This window comes from Halodesulfovibrio sp., assembly GCF_025210605.1.
Classification (GTDB): Bacteria; Desulfobacterota; Desulfovibrionia; order Desulfovibrionales; family Desulfovibrionaceae; genus Halodesulfovibrio.
This window is the reverse complement of sequence record NZ_JAOARI010000032.1, coordinates 176,346-191,919: the sequence shown is the minus strand read 5'-3', so window position 1 is coordinate 191,919 and position 15,574 is coordinate 176,346. Positions and strand designations below refer to the sequence as shown.

The following is a 15,574-nucleotide window of genomic DNA, read 5'->3' as shown; positions in this document are numbered from 1 at the left end:
TTTTTATAATGGTACATTGTTGATTTGTTGTCGGCACACTTTTTTTGAAAGAGGCACTTCTTCTGAATAGCGTTGTAGTCCAAGGTGGGAGTAAACGTCAGGTAAAATAAGTATCAATATAATATTATGATGCTTCAGTTGTTCTATACTTATAGCAAGTTATGTTCTTTTCGGGGGAGGAAAGGACAGGGGAAGAACTGAATGCCTGATGAGAGCAAGTCGTCTACAGATTTGTTGCTAAATTTGTTGCGAAAAAAAACGGAAAGTGCTGCATGGGAGCGTGGAGATGACAAACTGTCGCAAGGTCGTCAGGTGTCTTCGATATCCTTTACGAATGCGACATTGTACGTTGATGTTCGCGATGCAACCATCACCATATTAGCACGTGAAAAATATGTTCATATGGGCAGATATGAATATGTCACAGTACCTTTGTCTCAGCCAGCAGAAGAGACAGAGGACTTTCCTGCTGTCCTGCGCGATATAATACGACAAAGCACCGCCGTATGCCGGAAGGTTGAACTTGTTGGGCTGGTTCGTTCTGATTCGGTATATCAAACCGTACTAACGGTTCCTAAGTTACGTCATAGCCAGCTTTCAACTGCTGTGTTTTGGACGCTGAAAAAAGAGCTTAAAGACGTTGATGAAGAAACACATTTTATTGATTTTCGGGTGCGAAAGCGAGTTTCAGCTCCTGGAAATCAACTCTCGGTACTCGTGACCGTAGTCCCTAGATCTGACATCGAATTGTGGACAGAATGGTACGCAGCAACAGGCATAAAACTTCAGGGCGTCGTGCTTGCTTCTACCTGTCTTTCCAACCTTATTTCTGCTGTTCCTGAGCAGGATAGTGAATCACTGAGCAGTTTGCTTCTGGTGCATATTGAAAAAAAATATTCTGTTGTGCTGGGGTTCGAGAATCGAGAAGTTTGCTTTAGCCGTATTTTAAAAATTGGATCACAGAATTTTGTTGACGAACTGTCAGGAACACAATTTGAAAACGAGGGTAATACGGTATTCATGCCGGAGCTTGTCAGCGCATATGCAGGATATGAAAAAGAAATTTTTTCTGCTGTTTCGCCTGTGGCTTCCCGATTTGAAGGACAAATTGAACGCGCCATAGTGCTCCTTGATGATTTGAATATTTCAATTCCACAACGTGTATATATTTCAGGAGACTATAGCTGGGATCAGCATTTTTTGAAGTTCCTGTCTGAAAAAACAGGAAGCACGGTGCTGCCTCTGGTTGCCCTTCCTCCTGAGTTTCTTCCGACAAGCAGTATGGATGCTACACGGCATGATGCTGCCTTTGCGTCACACTTTGGTGCTGTGCTGAGTATAAAGAAGCATGATGTTAACCTGCTATATGATTTTGCAGCGCGCGATAAACAATATGTAGCAGATATTTTTTCTCTAGGCACAATGCTGTTGGTTACATGTTTGCTGTTCATTCAACTGGTTGTGGTTAGCTGGCAGTATGCAGATACGTACCAGATGGAGCAAGAGATACAAAAGCTAGAAGCGCAATACAGTACATATTCACCTTCTGTCTCGTTAGCGATGGTGGAGTACTTAACAGAAGACCTTCTTTCCATCCGTAAGCATGCTAAGCGGCTTGGATATACACTCATGCCAGCAGCGCTACTGACTTCGCTCAATAAGCTTCCGGCAGATAATATTAAGTTGATACGGGTGCACTACATATGTCCTGAAGGAGCCTTGCATACCAAACAGGCAGATGAAGAGCGCATAAAAGCTCCAGTACCGGAGGGTACGGTTATAGTTGAAGGCGTCGTGCTTGGCGATGAATTTCAGTTTAATGCCGCGTTGTCTATGTTTGTTGCTAAGATAGGGCAAAGCAGTGTTTTTTCTATGCCCGCAGTGACGAGCAAGGAAATTAAAGAGATCGACCAGCAGCGAAGAATTTTGCGGTTTACGTTGCAGTTTCATGTGGGCGAGGGCGAAGAAGCGTGAAAAAAATTATATTCGGCATTCTTACACATAAACGAATAATTTTTATTGCGCTGATTACAGCTCTCGCCACTATCATGGGGCTAGGCAATCTACCAATGTGGTTTGAGCATGACGGTGTAGCCGCTCAATATAAAAAATTGGAGTATGAGGTTGTCGAGCAGGAGCTGTTGCAGCCTGTATTTAAAGAAATAATTCTAGAGAAGCAAAATATTGCGCCGAAAGGAACCCCTCTACCTAAATTGTCACGAAAGAAAACAATTAATGTGTTGGAACTTGTTGAACAGCTTGACGCAATGGGACAACAAACTGGACTAGAGGATATAAAGGTGACCCCTTTCCCAGATTCATTTCGTCGTGGTGGCGATACCTTTGCTATCGGATGTACCGTGCTAGGAACCTACATTCAGCTTCAGCCTTTTTTATTGAAGATAGGAACGCTTTCAACTCTATACGGTGTTGATGAAATGGATGTGGTTTCGTTGGAAAAAGGTGTTTCCTGTACGTTAAAGCTTCGTTTTACTGTTGGTGAATAAATGAAGTTGACTAAAAAACATATATTTTGGCTGACTATTGCGCTTCTATTACTATTGATGGGAAGCGATTATTATTTCATGCAACAAGACATGACAGCAATGCCTCATGTGAAAACCGAAAAAGCTATAAAAACAATTAATGAATCATTAAAGCAAGGCAAGCTTCCAGATGCTCTTATATGGCATATAAAAGGCGCACTAACTCCTTGGGAACGTAATCCATTTCTGAACCCTGTGCTATTGCAGCCTAAGACAAAAAAAGAACAAGGTCATAAGGAGCTACCAAAGGTTGATGTTGTCTACTACGGCTACATTCAGAAGAAGAATAGACTCTATGTAGTTCTCAACGGAAGACAGTATGTAAAGGGTGAAATTGTGGATGGTACAACATTACAAATAGTTGCATGTAGTCCTGTGAGTGTTTCACTTAGAAATATAAATCCATACATAGAGTCAGACGGGGTAATTGTTATTCCAATACAGAGCGAAGCGGTGATGACGTCAAATGATATAGCTCCTCAGGAACCATAAAGGGAGTGCTATGCGGCAAATTTTACTTTTATTGTGCATGATTGTTGCTGTGACCGGATGCGCCCCTAAAGATGAACTGGGTGAGATAGACCGGTTTATGGAGAAGTGGCAAATATTGGCAGAAGAAAATGAAGGGCACTCTGCCACACCTGTCGAACGTCACCCTCGAAGAAAAGAGAAAGTTTTTAAAGAGCACCGGCTGGAGGAAATGCATCGCGAACAAATGCGGGCGCTACCGTGTGAGCGAATCACCCTTAAGCTGTATAATGCTCCGATAACCGGAGTGCTCGACGCGCTTGGGCGGAGTGTGAATCAACCAATACTTCTTAGTCCAGCAGTGAAGGGCACATCCAGCGTAGATGTGGTAAATCAACGCTGGGATCAGGTATTTAAAGGGTTACTTAAAAATAACGCACTTTCCTATGCATGGGAAGGTAAGATTTTACGCGTTGTTACACTCGACGATATGCAAAAAAGCGTTACAATAAAAACGCTCAAAAATAAAAGTAGAGAAGAATCGCTGCAAGAATTGCTTGTTGAGCCGCTTCAGACAAGTGTTTTGCATATTAAATACGCAAATGCGATTGATTTAAAAGAAAATTTAGAAAACTTATTAACAGAGGAAGAAGACGGAAAAAGTCGTGGAACTGTCGAGATAAATGAGCATACCAATACTGTGCTCGTTCGGGGAATCAGTTCCGATCTCGACCGAGTTAGAAAGCTTGTTGATGTGCTGGATAGACCACGCAAGCAGGTACGACTCCAAGCACATATTATTGAAGCAACAAAAGATACAGCCCGCGAATTAGGTACGCAGTGGGGTGGTTTTTATCTGGACAAAGATGTGCAAATTGGCGGCGGTGGCTCTCCATTACAACCTGATCTTGGTCGCGGGGTTGGAGGAAGAGGGCTGATTACGGATATGACAAGCTTCTTTAGTTCACAGCCGAACACATCGCTGGCTGTCATTGGTGGTAATATTGCCGGAAACTATCTTGAAATGCAGCTCAAGGCGCTGGAAGACAATCGTAAAATTAACATCATATCAAGTCCGTCAATTACAACACTGGATAACCAGCTCGCCTTTACCGAAAGCGGTGAGCGAGTACCGTATGAATCGTCATCTGCAAACGAGGGGATTAATGTACAATTCCAAGATGCGGTACTGCGTCTTGAGATTACTCCCCATATTATTGATGACCAAACATTGCGTCTGCAAATTTTTATAAAAAAAGACGAAGTAGATACAACACGAACAGTACGCGGAAATCCGTTTATTATTCGTAAACACACTGAAACTACTCTTATCGTTCGTAATGGTGAAACTGTTGTTATTACAGGTCTTTCTAAGAGTAAGGAAGGGCGAAGAAGACAAAGTATCCCGTACCTGAATCAAGTTCCGGGACTTGGGCGGGTTTTTGCCGGTCAGGACGATCTAGATCATATGGAAGAATATTTAATATTTATTCGTCCGACAATCCTGCCGCAGTGGTGCCCGTGCGAAGAACAGGTAACTCTTGAAGAGATTGAAGAGAAACTTCGGGCGCGGGATGAAGCACTAAAAAAATGATATTGCAGAACTGTTATGGTGGGGATGACTTGGCAGATGTAGAGCTAAGGAGATTGTAAATGGAATATTATCGGTTGTTACAGCTTGGTGCAGAGCCTTTTTCGACATCTCCAGATCACAGGATGCTGTACCCTTCCGCTCAAGTAAAAAATTGTTTGCGGTGGTTGCAAATAGGCGTGCGCTTACAACGTGGCTTGCATGTTGTGACAGGCGGTATTGGAGTCGGGAAAACTATTTTATGCCGTGCGTTGCTTAATGGGTTAAATAGTAGATCCGATATCATTAGTTACTTGATGCTTGACCCCGGTTTTGATTCCGTTACTAGCTTTCTACGAGAGTTGTATGTTCTTTTTATAGGCAATGAACCAAATGCTTCTTTAGATGATCGCAAGCTGAAAGAGATTTTAAAACGATATGTGTTTTCAAAAGCAATCAATGAAAATAAAAACTTAGTATTGGTGATTGATGAAGCACAGAAGTTAAGCAAAGACCAGCTAGAAGTACTGCGAGAGCTTTTGAATTATGAAACAAATGACAAAAAGCTTTTACAAATTGTTTTATTTGGACAGCCTGAGTTTTCAGCAACGCTAGATTCAATGCCTAATTTGCGTGACAGGATCAATAAGGCATTCGTGTTAACCCCATTTTCTAAAAAAGATACGGATAAATGTATCCATTTCAGGTTGCGGAAAGTAGCCTCTTCGGCAGCGTACCCACAGTTTTCACCCGCTGCAACAAGCTATATACATAGGCTCTCAAAAGGCTACCCTCGAAGAATTATAGCGATCTGTCATGAGGTAATGCTATTTCTCGCCATAACAAAAGAAATGAAGGTGTCTAAAGCTACAGTCATCGAAGCTATAGGTAAAAATAGAAAAGGGCTACGGGCTGTTTTGGGGCAGCGAATAACGTCTATTTTCAATCGGCGAAGTGCTACAGCTGCTTGCGCCTCTCTCCTTATTATATTTCCTATCGCTTTCTCTACTGGAGTAATACAGCAATATAAAGAAAAAGGGTTAAGGCTTGTCTCAGAAGTTTCTGAAGATATTTTACATATTGCGAGAACGAAAATGGTCGGCAACACGCCTGAGATAATTGTATCTTCTCAAAAACATACTGTATTGGCGGCAGATGAAAAAAAATCTTCCGAGGTTGTGCTCGGATATCGCGCAAAAATCGAGAATCCTTTACCTGTTGAAATTACTCCCCATACCGCCGCCAAGAGTATAGCGAATGATGTTCAAAAGCAGAGTGCTGAAAAACAACGTCCAGCCTTATTGGGGGAGGCAAGCGTTCCTCGTCATGCTTCAATTTCGTATTTAATTAGATTGGTGTATGGGGACTATTCAGCAAAACTGCTGCATGACGTGCTCGATGCAAACCCTCAGTTATTTGACCCGAACAATATTCCAGCAGGGACTCGCATAAAATTTCCGGTTCGCAACTTACTGCCCCCTTCACAGGAAGCCTTACAATTTATTGTGGTGGCTGCGGAAGAGGTCGTTCTCCAAAATGCATTGGATGTTTTAAAAAAGATTAAACACAAAGCCCCAGAGTTCAGATTGTATTACCAATGGAGTTCGGAGTCTGGATTGCAATTTTGCGTAGCAATGCAATCATTGTATCCAACCCGCGCTGCTGCTCAGCAGGCGATGAATAAGGTATCCAACACATTGCAGCGTGAGCTGTTTATTATTCCTGCCCCGAATTCAGAAAATATTTACACTAATATACTATAACCTCTTAGTACCTGCTAAACTGGGTATCTTAAACCGGTTTAGAGGTGCATATGTCGTCAGGCGATAAACGTCTTAGTAAAGCATTAGTGCAGACAGGGTTTGTGACACAGAAAGATATTGATTCTGCTATTGAAAAGCAGGAATCAACAAATCTTCCATTATCCGATCAGCTTATTAAAGACAAAGTGATAGACGAAGAGGCTTTTCTCGCTCTTATTTCCCAAAAATTTTCCATCCCTCGGTACAATCCGCAAAAGCATGTCATAGACATTGAAGTGACTGATACCATTAACTCTGAACAGAGTAAGACTCTCAATGTCGTCCCAATTCAAATTCAGCACATGCACCGAATTCTTACAGTCGCAACTACCACGCCGTGGTTGTATGAAAAATTCGACTCACTGGAGTTGAGCAGTGGCTTCAGGGTCGAACCTGTGCTTTGTAGTACGGAAGAGTACAGAAAGCTTTTTTCTGCTGTGTACTATGGAAACGGGGCATCCTCAGACATTCAGGAATTAACTGAAGAAGTGGTTGTTGATGATGAAGAGAAACCGGAAGAATCTTCAGCAGAATCGTCCGATAACTTTAATGTTGAAGAATCTGATGAAGCGCCGATTGTCCATCTTGTAAACTCTATTTTAGTTCGTGCTGTTCAGGAAAAAGCCAGTGATATTCACATAGGACCGGAGAAAAATTACATACAGCTCCGGTTTCGTGTTGATGGCAAATTGCGTGAAGTCCCACCACCTCCACGGAATGTCTTTGGTCTTATTGTTTCCCGAATAAAAATTATGGCAGGGCTGGATATTTCCTCAAGCCTTGTTCCACAGGATGGAAGGTTTTCCATACGCGTGGGCGAACGCGAAGTAAGTATTCGCGTATCAACTCTGCCAACTATTTACGGTGAAAATATTGTTATGCGCCTGCTCGATCAAAGCACAGGAGGAATAACATTACAGCAGCTTGGTTTTGCCGCTTCCGAACTTGCTAAAATAGAACGTTTGCTCAAATTACCATACGGGATGGTGCTATCTTCGGGACCTACGGGTAGCGGTAAGTCAACAAGTCTCTATTCTATGCTTCGCATCCTTAATACTCCCGATACAAATATTATTACACTAGAAGACCCTATTGAATATCGTGTACCGGGCTTGCGCCAGATTCAGCTGAATACAAAGGCTGGGATGACATTTGCCAGTGGTCTGCGATCTATTTTGAGACAAGACCCTGATACTGTGCTGGTTGGTGAAATCAGGGATGGTGAAACTGCTTCCATCGCAATGCAGGCAGCATTAACTGGTCACCTTGTATTTTCAACTGTCCATACCAACGATGCCGCAGGGGTTCCGACACGATTTGTTGATATGGGAGTGGAGCCTTTCTTGGTTTCATCGGTATTGCAAGTATGCATCGGACAACGCCTTGCCCGTAGGCTTTGTAAATGTGCAGAGCAATATATTCCTTCGCAAAATGTTCTAGAACGATGGGGGCTTGATGTTCCCGAAGACGCAGTTTTCAAAAAAGCAGTCGGATGTCCAGATTGTTTTCATTCGGGATACGCAGGGCGTGTAGGCTTTTTTGAGGTTCTTGAAATAACCGACCCCATTCGAGAGATTATTATGAGCGGCGGAACCTCCCTGGATATAATAAAAATGGCGATTTCCAGTATGGGACATAGAACAATGAAAGTAGATGTCTTTGAAAAAGTTTGCAGCGGAATAACCTCCCTCGAAGAGGCTGCTTTCGCAGTTTTAATGTAACATTGTAGAAGTGTTGGAGTCGGTTATGCCCGTTTATCGATACACCGCCATGACTAAAGCAGGAGAGCAAATTACTGAGACACTTTCAGCTGCATCTGTCGATGAAGCTCAAGCGATTATTTACGATCAGGGTAAAGTGCTTGTTAGTTCTGTGCTACCTGCGGAAAGCGGGTTTGCTGTATTTATTGCCTCCGTTGAAAAACGTTTGGGCAAGGTTAAGCTGACTGAGCTTGTGTTGTTTTCAAAACAGTTCAGAACGATGTTCAGCGCAGGAATTCCTATTTTACGGTCACTGGAAATTCTTGAGCAGCAAACAGAATCGAAGAAGTTAAAAAAAATAATTCTTCAAATGGCGGAAGATGTTCGAGGAGGAGCTGCCCTAAGTGCAGCGATGGCAAAGCATTCGAATATGTTTAGCAGCTTGTACATATCTATGGTGAATGCCGGAGAAGTTAGCGGTAATCTCGATGAAGTTTTTGATCGGTTGGTGCAGGTGCTTGTGCATGAAGGGAAGGTGAAGAAGGATGTTAAATCTGCACTCAGTTACCCTGTAATTGTATTCAGTTCGCTGGTCGTAGCATTCTTTTCGCTGGTAACATTTATTATTCCGCAGTTTGCATCCATGTTTGAAAAAAGCAAAATCGATTTGCCTTGGCAGACTCAATTTTGCATGACGCTGCATCATTTGATTACCACATGGTGGTATATTGTTGGAGCCTTATTGTTAGGTACTTTTGTGGTTGTGTATGCGTGGCTGCGCACAGCACATGGACAGTATTGTAAGGACTGGCTTTTGCTACATATTCCGGCAATTGGCGTTGTTATCAAAAAAAACCTAATGGCTCGATTTACATCGATATTTGCGATTCTCCAGTCCAGCGGAGTAACTGTTTTGCAAGCAATAGATATTTTAGAAGAAGCTGTCGATAACGCTGTGGTTTCGCATGAATTAAAGATTGTTAAGGAACGATTGCAGCAGGGTAGTGGGCTTTCAGCGCCGTTGCGACAATCAAAATTTTTTACTCCGATGGTGGTCAACATGATTAGCATTGGTGAGGAAACAGGTCAGCTCGGCAAAATGTTAAATGAAATAACAGCACATTATGACTATGAAGTAGCCCATGCTATTTCCCGAATGACTGAATTATTAGGTCCATTTTTGATTGCATGTATGGCTGGTATGATCGGCTTTTTCGCCATGGCGGTGTTCCTTCCGATGTGGGAAATGAATACCGTTATGGGGGCGCAGTAACTTGCGGGAGACACTATGAAAAAGATAACTCTGAAGAAGTATGAGTTAGGCTTTACGATGATTGAACTTATAGCGGTGATGATTGTTGTAAGTGTACTATCGGCATATGCCATCCCTAAGTTTATGAACCTTACCAATGATGCACGATTTGCTGCGGCAAAAATGGCGATTGCTTCAGGCATCACTATGGCACATCACGAAGTTATGGGGCACATGCTACGAAATGGCGGTGCGCTGCCTACAGCTGAAGATTTATCAGGACTTACAGATTATCACGACATCGGAAACTATATTGTCGGCTTTGATGTCGAAGATGACTTCGTCATTATATATGCGTGTGAGGAGGATGTCCCCCGTTGTGATTACACCAACGCGATTGTTGATCGGACCCCAGAGAGGCTTGCGGAATTTGCTATAAAAGAAATGACAATTTCTGAACTTGCTGGCTACGGTGAGAGTGACTTTTTAACTGATGAAGGTAGTAACACTGTTATAGAAGATTCAGAAGACTCTATAAATGACGATTCAGAAAGTAACTCACGAGAAAATGGTAATAGATCAAGTCGTAGATGGTCAATATGGAACTGGATTAATTCTTTCTTTTCGCGGTAAATATATTTTTAACGTTTCTTTTGAAAAGAAATATTCATTTTCCGTTTGTCATGCTACAATGTGACTTGTGTTTGTATGATACAGAACTAATATAAGCTGTATAGTTTATCTACAAAATTGTGCGTTATGGTCTACATACATGCTTAATTTTGTTTAAAGATGAATGTGCAGTAAATTGGGAGAGTATAGTATGATATTAGCAAAGAATGGTTCTCGTGAAGGTGGTTTTACAATGGTTGAACTTATTGCAGTAATGATTGTAATAGCAATTATGTCTGCATATGCGATTCCAAAATTCATGAACTTAACTGAAGATGCTAAAACTTCTGCTGCACGAGCAGCTGTGGCTTCTGGTGTTAGTATGGCACAACATGAAGTAATGGCGTACATGTTGCGTAATGCAGGTGACGTGCCTGCAGCAAAAGATTTAACAGGTTTGGCTAAGAGTCATGATCTTGGTGATTACGTAGTAGGCTATAAAGTTGCTGGTGACGATATCACGGTTTACGCTTGTGAAGATGGCACCACAAACTGCAACGCTTCTACCGCAATTGTTGGACGTGATAAAGACGGTAATGAAGAGCCAGTTTCCAAAGAATTGACTATTTCCGAGCTTGCAGGTCAAGACACCACTAATGCCTCTGGTGGCGGTAATTCCGGTAACTAGTCGCGCATTACGCTAATCATGTTTTTAGCGAATAAGTAATGGTATATCTGTAACGACGCTCCCGTGTAATGCGGGAGCATCGTTACAGATTTTTTTTGAGCTTTGAACAGTATCAATTATCCAGTCTAAAAAACAGGAGCAACCGATGCGCGCATTTTCTTTGCTGGAGGTTGTTGTTGTCCTTTTTCTCATAGGAATTCTGGCTTTTACAGCAGCCCCTCGCATACAGTCCAATCATCAGCAGTTGTACAGCGCTTATTCAATTTTACGGAGCCATATCCGTTATGCACAGATGCGTTCGCTTTCCTATGGTGAACAGTACGGTATTCGCAGTGATTCACGGCACTCCTATGTAATGTTTCGCACCTCTTCTGCATCGACACTTCCTCTTCCCGGTGGGGGAATGCCATACCTCCTTGATGAATCTATAACCGTCACCCCCTTTTCTATTTCCTTCGATAGTTGGGGGACGCCTTACAAGGGAGAAGGGCAGGACTCTCCGCTTACATCAGCGTTCACCATTACGTTGAGTGATTCAGAAGAGAGCCGGAAAGTTGTTATTAATGCCGCAACGGGGTTTATAGAATGAGGGAAAAAATGTGTTTGGAACGCAAGGGCTATTCTCTTTTTCGACTCAATACAAAAAAAGAAGGCGGCTTTACGTTGGTTGAAGCTGTGCTGACGTTGGTAATTCTAGGATTTATGGGGTCAATGCTGGCTTTATTTGGTAGCAGAATGGTGGAAAGCAGTATGTCTCCTGTGATTCAAACGCAGCAAATGTATATGTTACGTCAGGTTATGGAAAACATAACGCTCGACTACGCTTCTTTGGCTCTGGAAGAAAAAAATCCTCTTTGCGAGCTTGCTGTGCGTATTCTCCCTGAAGATGCGGATGCTGAAACGAATTATGGTGCGTATCGATCGTCCGTCAGATTTGTGAAGCCTGCATTTGGAGGTACTTATTTTTCTCTGGTTCCTACAGAAGTACCACTGACATCTTGCAACGGGCATCCGTCAAGTACCGACGTTGCGTTGCTGGAAGTTGTTCTTTTTCCGTATGACAGCAATAGCCATGTACAGCTGCGATCATTATTTGCAGCTCCCTAGTCTGTAGTGAGAGGACATACATGAAAAAACAACATGGCTTTACTCTGATTGAAATAATTTTAACTCTGGCACTAATGGGGTTTCTGGCGTCAGTTGTAGGCGTCGGGCTGTCTGATGCCATGCGGGGCTATTTTTTTACTCATGACGTAGCCACATCGACGCTTAAAGGGCAAATGACGATGGCACGGTTAAGCAAGATGCTTACAAATTTGACTACCCTTGAAAAAGCCTCTGCAACTGAACTCAGTGTTACATATAGGCGAGACAGCGATATTGTGACTGAGAGTCTTGCATACTCAGCAAAAGAAAAAAAACTTTGGACAACAATAACAACCTCTGGCGACGGTACGTTCGCTACGGGAAGATTTCCCGTTCAGGATGATTTAGCTGCCTTTAATGTCGCATACAAACAGGGGGATGGCGCAGAGTGGAGTTCTGCTTCGCCTATCGAAGATTTGGCACGAGTTGTTGTTTCGCTGGAAATGGAAGCGGGTGACAGTACAATTACATTCACCAATGCTTTTGTCCCTAGAAACACCTACGTTGCGGGTCAATTTTCTGCTGAAGGTCTATTGTCTGGTGTAGAAAATTCAGAAAATACCGGAGGAAATTGTTTTGTTGCCACGGCAGCTTTTGGTGATAGCACGGCTCCCGTAGTTCTATTACTGAAAAAATTTCGTGACACTTGTTTGATGCCTTGGGGATGGGGGCGTCAGCTTGTTACTTGGTATTATCGCTATGGTCCAATAGCAGCGTCAGCAATTCACAATAATACGCTGTTATGTCTTGGCGCACAGATGCTTTTGTATCCTTTTGCAGGTTTCATGTTCCTTTGGACTGTGAACCCTGCGTTATTGGTGATTATTCCTTTTCTGGCATTTATTGCGAACCGCATCGTCCGTTCTGTTTCTACAAAAGTTCTCACAAACTCTTCAGGTAGCGCTTTGGTAAGTATTATTGGCGTAATGGTTTTTGTGGCGACGCTTATGAGTGGAATGGTTCCGCTGCAAAATAGCGCTTCGCTTTCAACGCTTGCTCTTACCTTATCTCCTAAAGCATATTTTTTAGCAGAATCCGGTATCCGCTATGCAGGGCATGTGTATGCCGCACGAGTATACAATGGTGATGACGAGGTAGATGTTGCCGTTGAACAAATTCATAATAAAAAATTCAAATTTAAAAATGCTGACGATACGTTGTCCTCAAATATATTTGAGCTTTCCGTCCGGAAATACTGGTTTACCCCTTCGGGCTTAATCTCGCCATTTTCTGCATCGTTTTTACCTTCGGCGTCAGGGAATCCACCTGAAAGAAAAACGCAGGGGGCTTTGCTGTCCGGGAACGTTGCGCTGTATATCCCGAGCAGTGAAGTAGTTGCGCCAGTAGGCAACGTAAGTGTTACCCCAGATGGCGGGCTCGTGATGTATTTTCAAACACCACAGCAATATGCAGCTAAAGACCAACTGCTATTTGCAGCTAAAACGCACAATATAACAAGGCTTGGAAAAGAAAATGCGACTTTTTCTATTGGGCGGGCGATTGAATTTTTCCCTCCGAATGGAGTTGTGCTTGCAAAAGTTGGGAAAATTTCGCGGTATGTGGCATATCGCACTGCGGACTATAAAACCGGCACGCTTTCGGGTTTGGAGCCTGTAGCAGGAAAAGAAGACTTTGGTGCGGGTGGTCTTGAACTGGGAAGCGGAACCGATATTATTTTACAGCCGCACATCGAAGTTACATCAAAAGGAATGATAGAGACGGGGTACGCACCTGTTGTCAGGACAATAGTATTCAACCAGCCATTGATGAAAATAGATTCTATCCTTCATTCAGCGTTCAGTTCAGATTTTTCTGATCCATCATCTGATGATGATTTTAAAGATGAAGACGGTAGCCACGAAAATGGTGATGAGTCTTTGAAAGTTACAGGCGCAGTGGTGCTGGATACGGTAGCCGTTGCAGGAAAAAAAGGCTTGGAGCCGAAGGGAAATGTTTCATTAAAGAAAAAGGATGCTGGCGTAAAAAAGGCATTGAAAGCTCGAGAGAAATGGGATTCCGCAGAGCATATTGTTGTTTATGACATGCAAGCGAAAATAAAATTCAATCGAGATGACGATCAGGTGCACACTACTATGCTTGGTCAACCCATTCCGCCGTCGTTTACTTGGGGGTCGTGGGCAACAGGGGTTTCATTCGACATCGCTGATAATAAAAAAGGTAACAGTACTTCAAATTCATTGAGGCTTAACTTTATCTGCTCATATAGAGGGGCGGAGCAGAGCACACGAGCCTTCAGTGGAAAGCGCCCTGATTTATACTGGGATGGGATAACAGACACGTTTCTTCAGCAGCATGGTGAAAATAAAATAGCTAAAGATCATAACGTGGATGATGTGGCAGATGACAGGTTCTGGAAAGATAAAAGTATGTTTAACGGTGTTCCGTACCTTATGCTCTGGAGTAAGGATGAGTTTGCAGGCGATAAGGCAAGCCCCTTGCCGGTAGTGAGCGGGATGTCTGATGATTCGCATATGCTGGCAAAATACCCGTTAGCCGAACTACAGCCCGTTGTTTTAACAATATATAAACGCATAAACGACGAAATGGTGGAGTATCCTCAATATATAAAACACGTTGGTTCGATTTCAGCTTTTTATGAGCGCAAGCCAGAGTATGAAAATCAAGTTATCAGCTATATTTCGGAAGGCAATGCAACAGGCTGGGAGTTAGAGAGTACCTATCTTGCGGAATATGTGTGGACATTTGCAGGAGCCGAAACAGACACCTTGATAGCTGTCAATGCTCAGGGAGCGTTGATCCAAGTTCCTGCTATGCATTACCTCCCTATGTATATCAGTTCGTATGAAGGCTATGAAATTCATGACATCTACAATGTTCTGAATCACGTAACTGTACCATTTGCAGGGGGCACTGCAAGTCAGATCGGCGAACCGTATTTGAAGGGGACTCCGTTGCATGGAGCTATCAATGCGGGTGGAATGTGGATAAATGCGACTTCAGGGCAGCCAGTTCTTGATGCGGGATTCTCAATCGACAAACCTGTGCAGTATATTGAGCATGCGAAAGCGGAGAGTGACTGCGGTCGGCTTTCTGCTAATCACAGCTATAAATTTTGGATGAAGGACTGGACGACAATCCAAGTGACCCTGACAGAGGTTAAAGGGAATTATCATCAGTACCTTGGCACAGATAAAGTCGCTGTTGTCTCCGCAGCATTCGCGACTCCTGATGGTAACGCAGAATCAGATGGGAGTATTAAAATTATCGGACGGAAGGCGTATCCAGTTCGTGAATCTGAAAAGTCATTTCTTTGGCCACAAGATGGAGATTATTTCAGGCAGGTACAATGGGAAGAACGCAATAAATCTCCAAAGATATGGCAGGCAAAGGGAAGGTTTACGAACTACTCAAGTGAATTAATTTCTGGTGATTCGGTTACAGGCGCGCTGTATGGCGTCCCAGCGCAGAAACAAGTGAAAATTACGCTTCCTTCTGCCGATGATGACGGTGACTACATTTATGCCTTATCGAATGCCGGAGTATCTACGGTTGCAGAAGACGCGGGACTGGTGGGGATTGATGTAGGTATGAATACGCTTGGTATTGGGAAGTTTGATTCATCGTCTGCTAATGAATATGCATACTTCGACGATTTTTCAATTCAGATTTATGAGATCACTTCGCATGCATTGCAACCAGGAGCACAACAAGAAAAATAGCCCTTGTATCTGCTCGCATTATCATTACAATGTTTTTTTGTTGCCCCAAATAACAATGTTACGGGTGATTGCCAGATAGATTTTACTGC

12 protein-coding genes are annotated in these 15,574 nt (G+C 43.0%); all 12 read left to right on the top strand.

Features of this window, described 5'->3' with window-relative positions:
• The first annotated feature begins 201 nt into the window (after nucleotides 1-201).
• On the top strand, nucleotides 202-1,974 hold the full coding sequence (locus tag N4A56_RS13090) for a hypothetical protein (protein WP_295547894.1): 1,773 nt from the start codon (nucleotides 202-204) through the stop codon (nucleotides 1,972-1,974).
• Nucleotides 1,971-2,507, top strand: a complete 537-nt coding sequence (locus tag N4A56_RS13085; protein WP_295547891.1) for a hypothetical protein — start codon at nucleotides 1,971-1,973, stop codon at nucleotides 2,505-2,507. Before N4A56_RS13090 ends, N4A56_RS13085 begins: the two co-directional genes overlap by 4 nt.
• Nucleotides 2,508-3,038: a hypothetical protein gene (locus N4A56_RS13080; protein ID WP_295547888.1), complete on the top strand. Its 531-nt coding sequence runs from the start codon at nucleotides 2,508-2,510 to the stop codon at nucleotides 3,036-3,038.
• Nucleotides 3,039-3,048: 10 nt separating this feature from the next.
• Nucleotides 3,049-4,608 (top strand): secretin N-terminal domain-containing protein, encoded by a 1,560-nt coding sequence (locus N4A56_RS13075; protein ID WP_293669404.1) that lies wholly within the window; start codon nucleotides 3,049-3,051, stop codon nucleotides 4,606-4,608.
• A 74-nt stretch (nucleotides 4,609-4,682) separates the two neighbouring features.
• On the top strand, nucleotides 4,683-6,347 hold the full coding sequence (locus N4A56_RS13070; RefSeq protein ID WP_295547883.1) for an AAA family ATPase: 1,665 nt from the start codon (nucleotides 4,683-4,685) through the stop codon (nucleotides 6,345-6,347).
• 50 nt (nucleotides 6,348-6,397) lie between these two features.
• Complete coding sequence (locus N4A56_RS13065) at nucleotides 6,398-8,107, top strand: ATPase, T2SS/T4P/T4SS family (RefSeq protein WP_295547880.1); 1,710 nt, start codon at nucleotides 6,398-6,400, stop codon at nucleotides 8,105-8,107.
• Between the two features lie 25 nt (nucleotides 8,108-8,132).
• Nucleotides 8,133-9,359, top strand: coding sequence for a type II secretion system F family protein (locus N4A56_RS13060; protein ID WP_295547876.1), 1,227 nt, complete (start codon nucleotides 8,133-8,135; stop codon nucleotides 9,357-9,359).
• A 15-nt stretch (nucleotides 9,360-9,374) separates the two neighbouring features.
• Nucleotides 9,375-9,971, top strand: a complete 597-nt coding sequence (locus N4A56_RS13055; protein ID WP_295547874.1) for a type II secretion system protein — start codon at nucleotides 9,375-9,377, stop codon at nucleotides 9,969-9,971.
• Nucleotides 9,972-10,161: 190 nt separating this feature from the next.
• A complete protein-coding gene (locus tag N4A56_RS13050) occupies nucleotides 10,162-10,638 on the top strand; it encodes a type II secretion system protein (protein WP_295547872.1) in 477 nt (158 codons plus the stop codon).
• 145 nt (nucleotides 10,639-10,783) lie between these two features.
• Entirely contained in the window at nucleotides 10,784-11,227 is a 444-nt protein-coding gene (locus tag N4A56_RS13045) for a GspH/FimT family protein (protein WP_293669410.1), read from the top strand.
• The gene (locus N4A56_RS13040) at nucleotides 11,224-11,745 is read left to right on the top strand and encodes a type II secretion system protein (RefSeq protein WP_295547868.1); all 522 of its coding nucleotides are present in this window, start codon (nucleotides 11,224-11,226) and stop codon (nucleotides 11,743-11,745) included. Before N4A56_RS13045 ends, N4A56_RS13040 begins: the two co-directional genes overlap by 4 nt.
• A 20-nt stretch (nucleotides 11,746-11,765) precedes the next feature.
• A complete protein-coding gene (locus tag N4A56_RS13035) occupies nucleotides 11,766-15,485 on the top strand; it encodes a type II secretion system protein (protein WP_295547865.1) in 3,720 nt (1,239 codons plus the stop codon).
• The last annotated feature ends 89 nt before the right edge of the window (nucleotides 15,486-15,574 follow it).